Annotated in this window: 12 protein-coding genes, 1 pseudogene and 1 CRISPR repeat array; of the genes and pseudogenes, 9 read left to right on the top strand and 4 right to left on the bottom strand. The window is 48.8% G+C overall.

Annotated features, from left to right (window positions below):
• Positions 1-115: 115 nt before the first annotated feature.
• Positions 116-763: pseudogene (locus tag E3E33_RS07720) on the top strand (PHP domain-containing protein); the annotation flags it as partial.
• 2 nt (positions 764-765) lie between these two features.
• Positions 766-4,156: a CRISPR direct-repeat array (repeat unit 30 nt; unit sequence GTTTCAATTCTCTTAGAGTCTTATTGCAAC).
• A gap of 496 nt (positions 4,157-4,652) precedes the next feature.
• Here the strand turns inward: E3E33_RS07720 and E3E33_RS07725 are convergent.
• The 3 genes from E3E33_RS07725 to E3E33_RS07735 form a co-directional block, all read right to left on the bottom strand.
• Positions 4,653-5,207 (bottom strand): Maf-like protein, encoded by a 555-nt coding sequence (locus E3E33_RS07725; RefSeq protein ID WP_167712142.1) that lies wholly within the window; start codon positions 5,205-5,207, stop codon positions 4,653-4,655.
• 266 nt (positions 5,208-5,473) lie between these two features.
• Complete coding sequence (locus E3E33_RS07730; RefSeq protein WP_167731676.1) at positions 5,474-5,731, bottom strand: hypothetical protein; 258 nt, start codon at positions 5,729-5,731, stop codon at positions 5,474-5,476.
• 248 nt (positions 5,732-5,979) lie between these two features.
• Positions 5,980-7,788 carry a PINc/VapC family ATPase gene (locus E3E33_RS07735; protein WP_167712144.1) on the bottom strand — a complete coding sequence of 603 codons (1,809 nt, stop codon included), beginning with the start codon at positions 7,786-7,788 and terminating at the stop codon, positions 5,980-5,982.
• Between the two features lie 111 nt (positions 7,789-7,899).
• On the opposite strand from E3E33_RS07735, the gene minD reads away from it, so the two are divergent.
• From minD to E3E33_RS07770, 7 genes are all read left to right on the top strand, one after another.
• Positions 7,900-8,640: a cell division ATPase MinD gene (gene minD / locus E3E33_RS07740; protein ID WP_012572041.1), complete on the top strand. Its 741-nt coding sequence runs from the start codon at positions 7,900-7,902 to the stop codon at positions 8,638-8,640.
• Positions 8,637-9,380, top strand: a complete 744-nt coding sequence (locus E3E33_RS07745) for an ATP/GTP-binding protein (RefSeq protein WP_012572042.1) — start codon at positions 8,637-8,639, stop codon at positions 9,378-9,380. Before minD ends, E3E33_RS07745 begins: the two co-directional genes overlap by 4 nt.
• A 121-nt stretch (positions 9,381-9,501) precedes the next feature.
• On the top strand, positions 9,502-10,944 hold the full coding sequence (gene asnB, locus E3E33_RS07750) for an asparagine synthase (glutamine-hydrolyzing) (RefSeq protein ID WP_167712145.1): 1,443 nt from the start codon (positions 9,502-9,504) through the stop codon (positions 10,942-10,944).
• A 143-nt stretch (positions 10,945-11,087) separates the two neighbouring features.
• Complete coding sequence (locus E3E33_RS07755; protein ID WP_167712146.1) at positions 11,088-12,293, top strand: hypothetical protein; 1,206 nt, start codon at positions 11,088-11,090, stop codon at positions 12,291-12,293.
• A 38-nt stretch (positions 12,294-12,331) separates the two neighbouring features.
• Positions 12,332-13,369, top strand: a complete 1,038-nt coding sequence (locus E3E33_RS07760) for a glycosyltransferase family 4 protein (RefSeq protein ID WP_012572045.1) — start codon at positions 12,332-12,334, stop codon at positions 13,367-13,369.
• A gap of 32 nt (positions 13,370-13,401) precedes the next feature.
• Positions 13,402-14,421, top strand: a complete 1,020-nt coding sequence (locus E3E33_RS07765; protein WP_167712147.1) for an L-threonylcarbamoyladenylate synthase — start codon at positions 13,402-13,404, stop codon at positions 14,419-14,421.
• 72 nt (positions 14,422-14,493) lie between these two features.
• The gene (locus E3E33_RS07770; protein WP_012572047.1) at positions 14,494-15,675 is read left to right on the top strand and encodes a hypothetical protein; all 1,182 of its coding nucleotides are present in this window, start codon (positions 14,494-14,496) and stop codon (positions 15,673-15,675) included.
• A gap of 11 nt (positions 15,676-15,686) precedes the next feature.
• Here the strand turns inward: E3E33_RS07770 and E3E33_RS07775 are convergent, their stop codons facing one another.
• Positions 15,687-16,106, bottom strand: a complete 420-nt coding sequence (locus tag E3E33_RS07775) for a hypothetical protein (RefSeq protein WP_012572048.1) — start codon at positions 16,104-16,106, stop codon at positions 15,687-15,689.
• An 81-nt stretch (positions 16,107-16,187) separates the two neighbouring features.
• Here E3E33_RS07775 and E3E33_RS07780 point away from each other — a divergent pair, with 81 nt between their 5' ends.
• Positions 16,188-16,892 (top strand): nucleotidyltransferase domain-containing protein, encoded by a 705-nt coding sequence (locus E3E33_RS07780; RefSeq protein WP_167731677.1) that lies wholly within the window; start codon positions 16,188-16,190, stop codon positions 16,890-16,892.
• Positions 16,893-16,909 lie beyond the last annotated feature (17 nt).

Raw genomic sequence — 16,909 nt, forward strand, 5'->3', positions numbered from 1 at the left:
TTCAACCACCGGAAGGATTTTGTTCCGGATAGTATTTAAAGATTGTCAAAACTAAAGGTTGGACTTTACATTGGATATTTTGTCCAGAAGTCTTTTTAATGCCCAGCGAGGAGTCATGATCATGATAGATCTCCACACCCACACCACATACTCGGACGGAACCGGGAGCGTTCCCGAAAACATAGCCGCAGCTGAACAAAAAGGGCTGAGACTCCTCGGAATAAGCGATCACATCCATTACCTCACCCCAAAGAGCCTCAACCGATACGTCAGAGAGATACGCCAGTGGAGCGAAAGTGCCGAGCTCGTCGTTTTAGCCGGAGTGGAGGCCAATATAATGCACGGGGGAGTCGATATAACCACGGACATAGCCAAGAAGCTTGATTACGTGATAGCAAGCGTTCACCTGTGGGTGGAGACGCCGGAGGAACACGTCGAGCTCGTTAAGCTCGCCCTCCAAGACGAGAACGTTGACGTAATCGGCCACTTCGGGGCGAGCTTCCCCTACACAGGCTATCCAAGCGAGGAGGGCCTGAGGGAGATACTAGAGCTGGCCGAAGCGAATGGAAAGGCCTTCGAGATAAGCTCACGTTATAAAGTCCCCGAACTGGACTTCATCAGGGCGTGCATAAAAAGAGGTATAAAGCTCACCTTTGCCAGCGATGCCCACTGGCCGAGAAGCGTTGGAAACGTAAGCTGGAGCGAGAAGGTCTTCAGGAAGGCTGGGGGGACGAAGGAGGATTTATTTTTTGGAGAGCTTTTGTAATTTCGATTCTCTTAGAATCTTATTGCAACTAGGAAATGGGGCACTAGCTTCGGCGGTTGGAATTTGGTTTCAATTCTCTTAGAGTCTTATTGCAACCCTCTGTTAGCTCGATGACCCAGCCACCCACATGATGTTTCAATTCTCTTAGAGTCTTATTGCAACCTCCTGAACGACTGTCGTAGAAACGTCGAGGGTGCTGTGTTTCAATTCTCTTAGAGTCTTATTGCAACTAATATTTTTTGAGAAGCTCAACCAGTCGATTTAAAAGTTTCAATTCTCTTAGAGTCTTATTGCAACACTGGTAGCCGTCAAGGAAGTCCAGCGCATGCGGGTCGTTTCAATTCTCTTAGAGTCTTATTGCAACCAACTGACCCCACCTTGGTAGAATACGACGAAAATACGTTTCAATTCTCTTAGAGTCTTATTGCAACTTATGAACGTCTCCCTGCTTCCTCTCATCTTCTCCTCAGTTTCAATTCTCTTAGAGTCTTATTGCAACTTTGTAGTTCTCCAGCGTTACCTCCTCAGCCGGACGGTGTTTCAATTCTCTTAGAGTCTTATTGCAACTCGAGGAGTTTTTGAGGGACTTCATTGCCGAGTCAGTTTCAATTCTCTTAGAGTCTTATTGCAACTCATTCCTCGGCCTCAACAAAGACAAACTCACAAAGGTTTCAATTCTCTTAGAGTCTTATTGCAACGGGGACTAGCCACCGCTTTAACTTTTATCCACAAAAAGTTTCAATTCTCTTAGAGTCTTATTGCAACTGAAGGGTGACCTGAACATGATTATCGGCATCGTCGGGTTTCAATTCTCTTAGAGTCTTATTGCAACGCTAAGGTTCTCGACCTCATAGAGTTTTTCCAGCTCTTGTTTCAATTCTCTTAGAGTCTTATTGCAACCCCGCTGTACTGCTCCTTGAAGACCTCGTTGAACTTCTGTTTCAATTCTCTTAGAGTCTTATTGCAACGAGCTGATTATCCAGCTGTAATTCTCTTGAGTATTGTGTTTCAATTCTCTTAGAGTCTTATTGCAACATTGAGATGCCAAAGTGCTCTTTCACGAAGTCATTAAGGTTTCAATTCTCTTAGAGTCTTATTGCAACCCGCTTCTACAATCTCCCCACGACGCTCAGCCCTCGCGTTTCAATTCTCTTAGAGTCTTATTGCAACCATCAACAGCGGTGGTAACAAGGCTTTCAACTTGTCGGGTTTCAATTCTCTTAGAGTCTTATTGCAACAACCGCCATCTCCACATCCCTCCTTACCTTTTTTTGCGTTTCAATTCTCTTAGAGTCTTATTGCAACTGGCCGTGGCTGATTATGCTGTCGTGAAGTGCCTCTGTTTCAATTCTCTTAGAGTCTTATTGCAACTTCGACGCGTATGTTTATGCAGTTATCACTACAAACGCGTTTCAATTCTCTTAGAGTCTTATTGCAACATCACGACTCCGCGATGCTCCATGACAGTGGTACTCAGCTGTTTCAATTCTCTTAGAGTCTTATTGCAACGTAGAACTTCCTCATGGCAGCACCCCCAGCGCGGCTAGGTTTCAATTCTCTTAGAGTCTTATTGCAACGGCGAGCCTCACCGCGTGGGGGGTGAGGGCATGAGGTAGTTTCAATTCTCTTAGAGTCTTATTGCAACATGTACGGAGTTGCAATGGTCTTCGTCATGGTGTTCTTGTTTCAATTCTCTTAGAGTCTTATTGCAACCGCCTCTCCTGGGCCTCGCGCTGCTCGATCTTCTGTAGTTTCAATTCTCTTAGAGTCTTATTGCAACATCGCCGCCCCTTTTGACGATATACGGGCTTATAAGGTTTCAATTCTCTTAGAGTCTTATTGCAACAAGATGTGGTTCAGAACCGGAGAAGTTGGCCAAATGTTGTTTCAATTCTCTTAGAGTCTTATTGCAACTCAATTCTGCTTTAATTCTTCTCACTTCGAAATCTCCGTTTCAATTCTCTTAGAGTCTTATTGCAACTTCGCCGTCTTTCGTTAGGTTGGAGACCGCAGCTTTGGTTTCAATTCTCTTAGAGTCTTATTGCAACTGTAGCTTTCCCGAGAATTCCAATCGGCGAATTCATCAGTTTCAATTCTCTTAGAGTCTTATTGCAACACGGATATCCACCACGAAAGGAGGAGGAGCTATGAAGGTTTCAATTCTCTTAGAGTCTTATTGCAACTCGAAGAGGAGGACGAAGCCCCGTGAGGTGATGAGCCAGTTTCAATTCTCTTAGAGTCTTATTGCAACAGGAGCGCAGAGCCGCTTATTACTACTTCAGAAACCGGTTTCAATTCTCTTAGAGTCTTATTGCAACTAGACATGACAAAAGGGCATACTACTTTAAGGGAGACTGTTTCAATTCTCTTAGAGTCTTATTGCAACTTTTTTGTCGGTTTTAGTAACTTGAGGTTAGTAAATGTTTCAATTCTCTTAGAGTCTTATTGCAACGGAGGTACAGCAGTTCAAGAAGCTCGGCAAGCGGCCCCGTTTCAATTCTCTTAGAGTCTTATTGCAACTTCTTGCTCTTCTTTTCGCTCTTCTCAATCTCTTTCGGTTTCAATTCTCTTAGAGTCTTATTGCAACCTTATAAACGTCAAGGTCAAGAGTGAGGTAATTTGATGCGTTTCAATTCTCTTAGAGTCTTATTGCAACTCAACGGCGGATATGGAGCACTTGCATACTGCAACTGTTTCAATTCTCTTAGAGTCTTATTGCAACCAACTTTGATGTTGTGTTCTACACCCTTGAGCATGCAGTTTCAATTCTCTTAGAGTCTTATTGCAACCTTTCTCCAAAGTGCTCACATCGTCCCAGTTGTCTAGTTTCAATTCTCTTAGAGTCTTATTGCAACGCAGTGGACGGAAGATGAGCAGGCTAACGCGATGGCGTTTCAATTCTCTTAGAGTCTTATTGCAACCATCGAGAACGTTATTCGCGAAGCCTGGAGCCACGCTGGTTTCAATTCTCTTAGAGTCTTATTGCAACGGAGGGGTGAGACATGAACAACAGCCTCGCGAGCATGGTTTCAATTCTCTTAGAGTCTTATTGCAACTGTATTTCTCCCTCAGCTCAGGATCCAACTTATGATAGTTTCAATTCTCTTAGAGTCTTATTGCAACTGACCCGTGAGGATTTGTTGCTCTCGGTCTATATTGGTTTCAATTCTCTTAGAGTCTTATTGCAACTTGATGGAGGCTAGGGCGAGGATGCACCTGCGTGACAGTTTCAATTCTCTTAGAGTCTTATTGCAACTCTCAATGTAGTACAGGCCCTTCTCGCGGTTGAGGGTGTTTCAATTCTCTTAGAGTCTTATTGCAACGTCATGATACTATCAACCGCCATAATCCGCAACAAGAGTTTCAATTCTCTTAGAGTCTTATTGCAACAGGGCGGCTTTTACCCCCTTTTGCCTCAGAAAGAATTAAGAAAGCTGGAAATATTTAAGTCTTTCTGCGGAGGGGAGTTTAAACGACAATGTGCTGTCCGCTTTTTAATGGATATGCAAACTGAACACAAGGGACAAGACCCTCTCGACGTTTTTTCCAGAGAACCCATTAACAGCGCTGGAGAGTTCCAAAGCCCGGAGCAGCCTTTTTATCATCTCCAACAGCAAAAAACCAGTCCAATCCGATAATAGACATATCAGGGCAGGAATCGACAGAATTGAGGGCACCTTACACGTCAATTCCCATATCTCTAAAATTTTTCGTTACAATTAACTTGAAATTTTATAACTCAAAGTAACACTATCACAAACTGTTATTAAAGACTTCCAATGGGTCAAACGGAGTTCTTTTTTAAATTCTGAAACGATTAACAGAAAATTCAAGAAAAACAGGGATGTGAACGAGATGCAATCTAAAAGAAGGCGTTTAGTTGTTTCTACATTACCCCGAACCCAAGTTCCCTGAGTTTCCAGACTATCTCCAGAGGAAAGCCGACGACGTTGTAATAATCGCCGTTAATCCACTCCACGAATAGGCCTCCCTTCCCCTGTATGCCGTAGGCACCAGCTTTGTCCATGGGCTCGCCCGTTCTTATGTACGCCCATATCAGCTCGTCGCTCAGCTCCCTAAACTTGACCTCCGTGACGACGGCACCCGAGACCTCTTCTCCCTCGTGGATTATGCAGTAGCCAGTCGTGACGCGGTGAACCCTGCCGCTGAGGAGCTTCAGCATCCTGTAGGCCTCTTCCTCGCTCTTGGGTTTGCCAAGAATATGGCCATCGATTGAGACGACGGTGTCGGCACCGATGACAGTCCCGCCGACGCGGTTGTAAACTTCCCTTGCTTTCCTTCGAGCGAGCTCGAGGGCGTAAGCTCTCGGTTCGGTCAAGAAGCACTCCTCGCTCGCGTTGCTCGGAACTACCTTGAAGTCCTTAATGAACCTGCCAAGTATTTCCCTTCTCCTTGGACTTGCAGAGGCCAGCACTAACATGGTTGGGCCTTCGGAAAAGGGTTAAAAAAGCTTCCGAGAACCAAAGCTGGCGATGACGACAATTTCGCTAGCTGAAGTCACGCTCCATGTGGCAGGATGATGAGTACCCTCGCAGCTGAGCCATCATGCAGTTTCTTTAAGACATCAACCACCAGATAGACGAAAGCAAGGGTTCAGAGAGCACTTCTAATTATCAGGGCCCTTGGGCCGACTAGGAATGCAAAGAGATAAGCAAAGAACCCCCGATTGCCAGAAGCTCAAAAGATTTATCTTTCCAAACTATCACCTTCAAATCCCCGCTCTTCAAACTTTTTCAGGCTGGATTCAAGCTTGGCAACCTTTGATTCCAAGCGCTCAACCTTCATCGTAAGCACAAGCAACAGAAAGACCAAAACAATAAGAGCAGTAGCGAAGAGAAAGGTTGCGTTGCCCCTTTCCTCTGGCTGAACCCAGAGTATCAACGTAAGCGATGTCAGCATCGCAAAGAGTACGGAAAGATCCCTCATGAGCCGCATTTCAGCCATCTCCCAATCTTCTTCTCAGTGCTTCCACCTCGCGGCGAATACTTTTGACATGTGAATTCAGACCTCATCTTCCACATGACGAGGCCAAGAACAATGACCACAGAGCTGATGATCCAACTGCCCACAAACAGGAGCAGAAAGCCCAAACCGGTAATACAACACTGCATCAATGATTGCCAAAACATCAGCCGCATCCACTAATTACCACCATATAAAAGAAGAAAACAAACCATAAAAAGTTTTCGAAATCAGGCCGAGGCCCATATCGGAATGCCTGCATCGAGGAGCCTTTTCAGCTCCTTCCCTATCGGTGTGCTCTTGCTTACTTTGACGAGACCCTTCTTGCTTGGCGTTGCAGTAAAGACGTACTGCTCGCCTCCGTAGAACTTGAGCGGCTTCTTGGCATAGTCCGGCGAAACACGGAGCACTATCGTTTTCTTTTTCTCCTCGACCTCGACATGTATCCTCTCCTTCGGCTTTGTCGCTTCCCTCTCGGCGAAGCTCTTGACGTCGATGCTTATTCCTATGCGCTTCTCAAGCTCGGTGATACGCTTGCCCTTCTTGCCTATGATTGCAGGAATGTCGAACTCGTCGGCATAAATAACCGCCTTGTGCGGGCTGACTATCTCAACCTCAGCGTAAACATCGGGCAGGAACTTCTTTATCTCCTGCTTGAGCCTCTTCTCTGCAAGCCTCAGCGCCGGTGATTTCTCCTCCTTCTTTACTGGAACAACGCTTATCTCCTCACCGTAGGTGTATATCTCGTACTCAAGCTCGCCTGTCTCAAAGTCGCGAATCTCGATGACAGGCCTGGCCAAGTCCTCTTCTTTCATGCCGCTTGGCACCTTAACGAGATACTCCAGCGTTAGAACCTTGGCGATCCTTCCTGCCTTGATGAAAATCACAGTGTCGACTATCTGGGGTATCATTCCCAGCTCGACCCTTCCGATGAACCTCTGGATCGCATCGATGGGCTTGGTAGCATGCACGACACCAACCATTCCGACGCCTGCAAGTCTCAGATCAGCGTATATTTTGAAGTCACTGGTCTTTCTCATTTCGTCGAATATCGTGTAGTCCGGCCTGACGAGGAGGAGTATGTCCCCCGTCTTTTCCATCCTACCGGCCAAAGCCGTGTACTGGGTTATCTCGTCGCTCACCTGCAGGTCCCTCGGCTTCTCCATCGTTTTCACTATCTTGCCCATGGAAGCGTACCACTCGGCCAAAGCCTGTGCGAAGGTCGTCTTTCCTTCTCCAGGTGCACCTGCGATGAGTATTCCCTCCGCCTTATCCACGAGCCTCTCCAGGAGCTTCTCGCTCAGATCGTAGTCTTCTATACTTAGTTTCGTGACTGGTCTAACGGCAGTTATCTCAATCCTGTCTGCAAAGGGCGGCTTGGCTATGACTATACGGTAGTTCCTGAGCTGGACGACGGTCGCTCCAGGCTCGTCGAGTTCTATAAAGGATTCTGGGTCACGTCTCGCGCGCTCGACTATGTCATCGGCAATCTCTTCGAGCTCTTCATCGGTCAGAATCTCGTCACGAACGGGAACAAGCTTCCACTCTCCAGGTCTTCCCTTCTTTGCCATGGGCCTTAAGCCAGCTTTCAGGTGAACACTCATCGTCGTCTCGTCAAAGAAGTCCTCCAAGCGGTGCCTGACTTCTTTCTTGGCCGTCAGGTAAATCACATCGATACCCTTGGCGATGGCTATGTCTCTCTGCACCTGGTCACCAGTTATGAGCGTGGCACTCAGCGTCTGGGCAACCTCCCTAACCATGTGGTCTATTTCTCCAGCCTTCGCTCTACTTATCTGCCAGAGCTCGGGCCGCTCGCCGTAGAACTCGAGGAGTATCTTCCCCCTGTCGGACATCTCACGGAGCTTTTTGAGCTCCTCAAGTCCCACATGACCGATAGCCTTTCCCTCGTTGGCCTGATGCTCTATCTCAGCAATGACTGCCTCAGGGATAACAACCTTAACTTTGTCTTCAAGCGTTGATAGGAACTGCGTAAGGCGGCCATCTACTATAACACTCGTATCAGCAACGAACACTCTCATTTCTCTCACCTCAGAAGTCCCGGAAACTCTCATCCGTTTATAAGACTTCCCTAACCGATGCTCTGACTAAAGGTTCATAAAGGTTTAGTCGAAAATAGGATAGGTGGGACGATGGGCAGAATGATATCCATTGCTTCCGGCAAGGGAGGCACGGGAAAGACCACAACAACGGCTAATCTCTCTATAGCCCTCGGAAAGATGGGCTATCACGTTTGTGCCATCGATGCTGACCTGACAATGGCGAATCTGAGCCTCGTTATGGGAATAGACGACGCGTACACGACCATTCACGACGTTCTCGCCGGAAAAGCGACTATAAGTGAGGCCATCTACGCAACGGCATACGAAAACGTCCACCTCATTCCCGCGTCGATAGACTGGGAGCACGTCATAAGGGCCGATCCCAGAAAGCTTCCGGAGACGATAAGGGAGCTGAAGAACAAGTTCGACTACGTCATAATAGACTCTCCTGCTGGACTTCAGATGGACGCGATGAACGCCATGTTAAGCGGTGAGGAAGTTCTTCTCGTTACGAACCCAGAGATATCGTGTGTGACCGACACCATGAAGGTAGGGATGGTTCTCAAGAAAGCTGGCTTGGCAATTCTCGGATTCGTTCTCAACCGCTATGGAAGGAGCGATAACGATATTCCTCCCGACGTTGCAGAGGAAGTTATGGAGATACCTCTCCTAGCTGTTATTCCGGAGGATCCAGCCGTTAGAGAAGCAACTCTCGAAGGGGTCCCCGTCGTTGAGTATAAGCCCGACTCCAGAGGTGCCAAAGCATACATGAGGCTCGCAGAAAAGGTGGCAAGGATATCCGGTCTCAAGGCGCAGGTGATGAGGAAGTGATACTGGCCTTCGTGGGCACTGCCGGAAGCGGAAAAACGACCTTAACCGGGGAATTTGGGAGGTATCTGAAGGAAAACGGACACAACGTCGCCTACGTGAACCTTGATACTGGAGTTATGCGTCTTCCCTACAAACCTGATTTAGACGTTAGGGACGAAGTGACTGCATGGGAGATAATGGAAGAGGGCTACGGGCCCAACGGGGCCATAGTTGAGAGCTACGACAGGCTTCTCCCAAAAGTTGGGAGCTACATCGATCGGATTATCAGGCTTGATACAGAGAACGACTACGTCCTCCTTGACACTCCTGGCCAGATGGAAACCTTCCTCTTCCACGAATTCGGGGTCAGGCTTATGGAGAGCCTTCCTGAGCCCCTCACAGTTTACCTCTTCAGCCCAGACATTCTAAGAAAGCCCCACGACTTCTGCTTCGTGAGGTTCTTCGGTCTCATGATAGATTTGCGCCTCGGCACGACAACGGTTCCAGTTCTCAGCAAAATCGATATCGTCGAGAACATAGATGAGTACAGGAAATACCTCGATGACGTTGAGTATCTGAAGGCCAGACTTAAGCTCGACCCGTCGATGCAGGGACTTTTGGCCTACAAGATGTGCTCAACTCTTCCGGAGCTAGCTCCGCCGACGAGGGTTGTTTACATCTCAGCCAAAACGCGCGAAGGCTTCGATGAGCTTGAAACACTGGCCTACGAGCATTACTGCACCTGCGGAGACCTAACATAGTTCACCGGCCTTTCGATTTTGTGAGCATCCTTTCAGTCAGCAGCTAACATTTTAAAAACTCTTTCAAGGAATAAGAGAGAAGCCTTTTGGCGTTGTATCTTAAAGTCCGTTGGGTGAGAGCATGTGTCTTGTAGCGGGAGGAATCGGAACCAACCTCAAGGAACACTTTACAATGATGATTCTTGCTGGAAAGCACAGAGGAGAGGACTCCTTTGGTGTGTGGACTAACGAAGGAGTGCTCAAATCAGAGGACTTTTCGAAGCTTGATGAAATTCCCGACGGAAGAATCGGCCTCCTTCAGTGCAGGCTGGCCATGACCGGTTCCTTCGGTTACACCCAGCCCTTCTACAACGATCTGGCGCTTGTCCATAACGGTGAGATATACAATCACAACCATATTCGGAACTACCTCAAGGACAGGGGGGTCTCCTTCGAGAGCGACGTTGACAGCGAAGTGATCCTAAGGCTTCTCGAATATCTCTTGGAGAAGGGCCTTAATGTTGAGACAGCTGTTAAAAAGGCCATGAGCATGCTAGAAGGGGACTACGCAGTTGCCTTCAGTGATGGCAGGAGAATATACCTCTTCCGCGACCCCGTTGGTGTGAGGCCTCTCTACTATTCACCGAACGGCTTCTTCGCCTCGGAGAAAAAGGTGCTCTGGGCGATTGGTGAGCGGGCCATTCCAGTTCAGCCGGGAGAGCTGATCCTCCTGTCGCGTGAAGGGGTTCAAAGGAGAAAGCTCTTCAGTATACTTGAACTAAAAAGGATGGTTTTTTCTGAGGAAAGAGCAAAACTCTCGCTAATAAGGACGCTCACCCATGCCGTACGGGTTAGAGTCGAAAAGAGGACGGGGATTCTCTTCTCCGGCGGTCTGGACAGCTCGCTAATAGCTCTGACTGCATCGAGGTACTCGGATGTCGTCCTCTACACCGCCGGAGCTGAGGGAAGTCAGGATCTCGAATGGGCTAGGAAGGTCAGCGAAGAGCTTGGTCTTCCACTTAGGGAGTATGTTTTTGATCTGGACGACGTCAAGGAGGCCGTTCCAAAAGTTGCCTTCGCCATAGAGGAATCGAACCCAATGAACCTAGCAATAGGTATTCCTCTCTACTTCGCTACCAAACTCGCCCGTGAAGATGGCTGCAAGCTTCTTCTGAGCGGTCAGGGAGCCGACGAGCTCTTCGGCGGTTACGCAAAATACCTCGAGAGGCCAGAACTCATGGAGAGCGATCTGCTTGAAATAGGTGAGAAAAACCTTGTCAGGGACGATAAGATAGCGATGCTGAATTCCGTGGAAGGAAGGGTTCCCTTCCTTGATCTGGCAGTGATTTCAACAGCCTTCAACACGCCCCCCGAGGCCAAGATAAGGAAGGGCATCAGAAAAGCGATCCTCAGGGAAGTTGCCGTGGAGCTTGGTCTTCCGAAGTGGATAGCTGAGAGGGACAAAAAGGCCGCTCAGTATGGCAGCGGTGCTCAGAAGCTCCTCAAGAAGCTCGCCAAGAGCGAAGGAATGACCCTCAGAGAGTACGCCCAAAGAGCCTTTAATGAGGCATTTAAACGCGGATAAACGTTGTTAAACGTCCTTTAATCTTCTAGGACATGGGGGAGCTTTTTTAACTTTCTCATCCGTCCTCTCACAAACACGGGCAAACGGTTTCGTGAAAAACGCTTAAATATGGCTCTTTCGAAACCAAAACCAGGTGAAAAGCCGTGATACTACGAAAAGGCCTCGCATTGCTCATTGGAATCCTATTCATCATAAGCCCCACCATGACGGTACATGTCGCAGGGGCAAATATAAAGCTCGTAATCCTTGTGAGCGACAACGAGGCTGATAGGGCAATAGCGGAGAATGTGGCAAAAATCCTGGGTGCCCAGGTAGTTGTTAGCCCATGGGGAACCTATGACCCGGCTGCGAGTGCAGAGATACTGACGATAAACCCAGACAAGGTAATAATCATCGGCGGATCCGTCGCCGTACCAGAGGAATACACTCAGGACTTCGGGGAGTTTGGGATACCCTATGAGCGCTGGTACGGAGAGACGAGGTACGAGACAGACCTAGCAGTTATAAAGATGCTCAAGGAGGAGTTTCCTGAGGCGTTTAGCCAAATAACTTCCGTGGTCATCGTCAACGGGCGCGACGTTCTTGCCATACAGAGCATGAGGGAATCACTCCCAAATGAGTTTGCAGGCATCCCAATTCTAGTCCTCACAGATGAAGGAAAAATCCAGACCACGCTGAATGTCCTGAACGAGTTCAACAGGATTACAGAGGTCAGATACATGGCCACCTACGCTAATTCGTTCAGCAGAACCCCCCTTTTTCCTATTAACGAGGAAACAATCGACCTCTGGCTTAAGAAGCGCTTCGGGACAAATTATTTCTCCTCCGAGAGCATGTTAATGCCTTTCACTACAAGGACATACCAAGTTCTAGTTGATGTACAGAACAAGACTCATCGCGCCGAGACGCTCTTGGATGGTCTTGAAATCCCAGATGCTAGGAAAAAGCTCGACGATGCCAAGAAGCTGATGATCCTCGCGTGGGAGGCATACAATGAGGGGGATTACGTCAGGGCCTACGAACTGGCAATTAGGGCCAACTTCAACGCAGACTTCGTTATCTCCCGCGCATACAGGGAGATGAACACCATCTATCAGGGCTCTGCCAAGCTTCAGATGGCCAGGGAGCTGTTCCGGCTGCGGGTAATGGTGGAAGTCCTCAAGAAAAAGGGCTACGACGTTAGCAACCTCGAGGCTTTACTGGTTCAGGCAGGGAAAGCCTTGGATAGAGGGGACTACTCAGCACTCCTCAATGACCTGATTCCACAGATAAAGAACGGGATAGCCCAGCTGACGGTGAAGAGGCCGATTCCAGGAATACCTGCAGGCCGGGACAGGGGAAGACCATAAGGCTTTTTAACGTCTCTTCTCCATTTTTCCCGGTCAAAATGAGGATTCTAATGGTAGGACACTACCCTCCCCACGGTGGTGGCGTTGCAAACCACCTCGATAACCTCGTGAGGGAACTTAGAAAGCGCCACGAGGTGCATGTCCTTACCTACGGCCCAATTAAACCGAGAGATAACGAGAAAGAATTCGTCCATCAGGTTAAGGTTCCACCGGTCTACGGCATCAGGGGGACGAGCTTTGCCCTTCTTGGGGCAAAGGAGATAGTCCGACTCCATCGCGAGTTCAGTTTTGATTTGGTGCACGCTCACTTTGTGGGAACAACGAGCTACGCCGGCGTTCTGGCCAGGGAGAGAATTGATCTGCCTCTTGTTGTTACAGCCCACGGAAGCGATTTAGAACACACCGCGAAGCTTACCCTTGGAAGATTTTACGTCAAAAGAACGCTTGCGACGGCAAACGCTATAATAACCGTCAGCCACTGGCTCGCAAAGAAGGCGATCTCCCTGGGAGCGGGCAAGGTTAAGGTTATCCCCAACGGCGTCAAGTCTCTCTCGGAGAAACAGGGGCAAAGGCGCTACATCACGTTTATTGGAGCCTTGAGAGATTACAAGAGCCCGGAAACGTTTATCGAGCTAGCCCGGGTTTTTCCTGACAGGGAGTTTCTCGTAGTGGGCGATGGCCCCCTCAGATGGAAACTCGAGACGGAAGCGCCGGAGAACGTCAGGTTTTTGGGTTACCGCCGCGATGTGGATAGAATTCTCTCAGAAAGCCTCCTTCTTGTACTGCCCTCAAAGAGGGAAGGCTTCGGCCTTGTAATCCTTGAAGCCAACAGCCTTGGTGTTCCGACTGTTGGGAGAAGGGTAAGCGCTATTCCCGAGCTAATAAGGGAAGGTAAAAACGGGCTGACGTTCAAAAGCTTCGAGGATCTGGTAAAGGCCGTTGAGTCAATACTCGAACCAAAGGCCAACATAAAGATCGGAAAGACCGGAAGAAGGATAGCCAGCCTCTACTCCTGGGGGGCCGTGGCAAGGGAGGTTGAAAAGGTTTACCTCGATGTCATTGGGCAACGTTTTTAACGGCCTTTTCTCGGTGAACGTTGGGTGAGAAGATGACGGTAGTAATCAATATGCGAGACGGTATGGATGGTAGGAAGATAAAGATTGCCGCGAAGTTCATACTCGAGGGCAAGCTCGTCGCCTTCCCAACGGAGACTGTTTACGGTCTCGGTGCGGATGCGCTAAACGAGGAAGCCGCAAGGAGAATATTCGAGGCCAAGGGAAGGCCAGCGGACAACCCGTTGATAGTCCACATTGCAGACTTCGATGACCTCAAAAAGCTCGCAAGAGAAATACCTGACGAGGCAAGACTCCTGGCCGAAAAGTTCTGGCCAGGCCCCCTAACAGTGGTTCTCCCCAAAAAGGAGGAGGTACCAACGGTCACTACCGGCGGCCTAGACACCGTGGCGGTTAGAATGCCCGCCCATCCGATAGCCCTCGCACTCATAAGGGCCAGCACGCCAATAGCGGCCCCATCAGCCAATATAAGCGGAAAGCCAAGTCCAACCCTAGCCGAGCACGTCATAGATGATTTCTACGGAAAAATCGAGTGCATAATCGACGGAGGCGAGACAAAAATAGGCGTGGAATCCACCGTCGTCGACCTCAGTGGTGAGAAACCAACCCTCCTGAGGCCCGGTGGTTTGCCGCTCGAGGAGATCGAAAAGGTCATTGGAGAAGTGGAGATACACCCTGCGGTCAGAGGTAAGCTCGTCGATGTTGCCCGCTCTCCGGGAATGAAGTACAAGCACTACTCGCCGAATGCGCAGGTTATTGTCGTTGAAGGACCCCGAGAGAACGTCAGGAAAAAGATAGAAGAGCTCGTTAATGAGTACCGGAAAAAAGGACTGCGGGTTGGAGTTATGGCCACAGAACAATACGATGCAGATGAGTTCTTCCATCTTGGAACGAGCGAGGAGGAGGTTGCCAGGAATTTGTTCAAAGCTTTAAGGGAGCTCGACAAGAGGAGAGTTGACATCATAATTGCCGAAGGAATCGAAGAGAGAGGTTTGGGCTTTGCTGTGATGAACAGACTGAGAAAGGCAGCAGGGTACAGAATAGTATGGGCATAGACAACGCTTAAATATTGAGACTCTTAAATTTAGCCAATGGGACCCTGACTTGAATCATGTGGGGTGAGAAATTTGGCAGCCAACATGGGACTAGAAGGGCCAGAAGAACTGGAACAGCTAGCTTTCAAGAGAATCAACGAGGGAAAGATTAAAGAGGGACTTAAATTTGTTCTTCGTGCTGCAAAGGGCTACGAAGAGGAGGGGAAAAAGGGGGACGCCGCGAGACTTTACAAATACCTGGGATATATTCTGCTTGAGAGAACTAAATTGATTGAGAAGTCCCGCCCATTCCTTTTGAAGAGCGCCTATCTCTACATTGACCTTATCGAAAAGGAGATAACCCGACCAGGAGTTAATCTAGACACCCTCGATGATTACTGCTCCAATGTTCTCGAGGTCTTTCTGACGCTAAACGATGAAAGAAACCTGATGAAATACGCCGAAGAGTTCGCAGCGATATATGAGGATCTCGGCAACTCGTACCGGGACAATGACGATATCACCATGGCTATCCGAGCCTACGAATCCGCCTACAGGTACTACAAGATAATCGACAGCATTGAGTCCTACAAGAGGATCGCGGAGATACTGATAACCCTCTATGGGCAGGTAGCAGAGGAGAAGCTTGAAAAAGGAGACTTAAAGGGTGCTGCAGAGGCTTTCTACCGCCTCGCCAGCTTCATCAGGTCGATATTTGGCTACGATATACACTTCATTGAGATGATGGACACAGCAGCCAAGAACTTTGAGAAAGCCAGCAAGCTGGCCTATTCCAACGGTGACCTTGATAGAACCACTAGCTGTCTCGTCAAGGCACAGTACGCATATTTGCTGGCTAGGAACTTCAACAGGGCCAAGCTGATAGGAATAAACACCGTCAGGATGCTCTATCAGATAGTAAGCTCTCATCGCGCCAACGGCAACGATGACATGGCTGCCGAAAAGCTTGTGGAGATGGCTGAAGCTCTGATAGGAATTGGCAAAATCAAGGAGGCCATGGAAACATACAAGAGCGCCCTTGAAACCAGAAGTGATATGAAGTTCAGGGCTAATGTCCGCTTGGCTATCCTCAAACAGTTCGCAGCGTCAAAGGGAGATGAAGATCTCCTGGAGGACATCGATACCATCGAGTACTACACCAATAAGAAGAACTATCCGAAAGCCCTCGAGCTGGCCGAAAAAGTACTCCTTAGAAAGGATGAGCTCAAAGAGGTCGCAAACATGCTCTACGAGGCAGAAGGAATATATCATTAAGAAAAGAAAGGTCAGGACTTGACCTCTACCCTTGGAAGCGGTATGTGGTAGGGCAGGCGCATTTCCTTCGCGAGGAGCATTATCATAGGGGAGACTTCCTTGGTTATGAAGTTCACAATCTCAGCAAAGGTTACTGGATCCATCTTCTTTTCATCTTCCCACAGGTTGAGTATCTCGTCCATCTTGTCCTTCTGAGGCGGAACATACAGAATAATTCCCTCGATTACACCCTGAGCGACCTTGGGGTTGTAGTCAATCTCATACCTGAAGAGAACCTCAATACCGTTCATCTTTCCGGTCGGAGTGCGTATCTCACCGAGGCGCATTTCCTTAATCTTCGGCGAGAGCCTGACCTCAATCTGGCCACCGGGAACGCCAATGGCCTTCTTCTCCATCTCGACCTTGGTTATGTTGAATCCAAGCACTGGCATTTCTTTCACCACCCCAAAGTGGTTTCGACTATATAAAACGCTATCGGTAGGCCTTTAAACGTTCCGGTCGAGCCTAGTTCGATGCCGAGGGAAAAAGTAGTTAAGATTTGGGACGAAAGGGAAGTGGTTTATCCACCAAAGCGCTGGCGCTACCTTTGGGAGAAGCGGGAGAAAGCTCTGAAAATAATGGAACGTCTGGAGCAGTTCGACCCGCAGCTCTACGGTAGCGTGGCTAGGGGAGATGTTAGACGAGACAGCGACATTGACATCTTCATTCCCTACAAGGTGCCGAGCTATTTAATAGAGCTCGCCCTTGAGGGCATAGTAAGCAGGAGAAAGATCGTTATGGCAACGCCGTGGCATCTCATTAAGGGCGTCATCGAGATAGATGAAGAAACTACGGTAACATTCCCCCTCATAGAACCGACAGAGAGGGAGCTGGAGTTCTATAAGTGGGGTGGTGCGATAGACATCTGGGATGTGAAGACCAAGCAGAGGGTTCCTGGAGTAAACAAGAAGCTCATTCTTATAGTCCCAACCGAGAGAGGTCACATCGAGCGCGAGGTCGTCGGAAGGGAGAGCGAAGTAGCAAAAATCCTCGGAGTTAGCATCGACATCGTAACCGAGCGCATTCACGTTCTGACGAGAAGGGACGCGATAGGAAGGACAGGCACTTACCTCAACGAAGAGGTGCCCGATTGGATGACCTTCGAGGAAGCGCTGAAGCTCATAGCGGACCGCGACCCGAACGTCAGGAGAAAGGTAAGGGAGGCCGGGGGGATTTAAAAGAAATCACTCAAGCC

It is taken from the genome of Thermococcus sp. GR5, assembly GCF_012027535.1.
In the GTDB taxonomy this organism is placed as follows: Archaea; Methanobacteriota_B; Thermococci; order Thermococcales; family Thermococcaceae; genus Thermococcus; species Thermococcus onnurineus.

Coding starts and splice junctions, on each gene's coding strand:
- E3E33_RS07725 (WP_167712142.1), bottom strand. CDS start 5,207: ATGTTAGTGCTGGCCTCTGCAAGTCCAAGGAGAAGGGAAATACTTGGC.
- E3E33_RS07730 (WP_167731676.1), bottom strand. CDS start 5,731: ATGGCTGAAATGCGGCTCATGAGGGATCTTTCCGTACTCTTTGCGATG.
- E3E33_RS07735 (WP_167712144.1), bottom strand. CDS start 7,788: ATGAGAGTGTTCGTTGCTGATACGAGTGTTATAGTAGATGGCCGCCTT.
- minD (WP_012572041.1), top strand. CDS start 7,900: ATGGGCAGAATGATATCCATTGCTTCCGGCAAGGGAGGCACGGGAAAG.
- asnB (WP_167712145.1), top strand. CDS start 9,502: ATGTGTCTTGTAGCGGGAGGAATCGGAACCAACCTCAAGGAACACTTT.
- E3E33_RS07760 (WP_012572045.1), top strand. CDS start 12,332: ATGAGGATTCTAATGGTAGGACACTACCCTCCCCACGGTGGTGGCGTT.
- E3E33_RS07765 (WP_167712147.1), top strand. CDS start 13,402: ATGACGGTAGTAATCAATATGCGAGACGGTATGGATGGTAGGAAGATA.
- E3E33_RS07775 (WP_012572048.1), bottom strand. CDS start 16,106: ATGCCAGTGCTTGGATTCAACATAACCAAGGTCGAGATGGAGAAGAAG.
- E3E33_RS07780 (WP_167731677.1), top strand. CDS start 16,188: ATGCCGAGGGAAAAAGTAGTTAAGATTTGGGACGAAAGGGAAGTGGTT.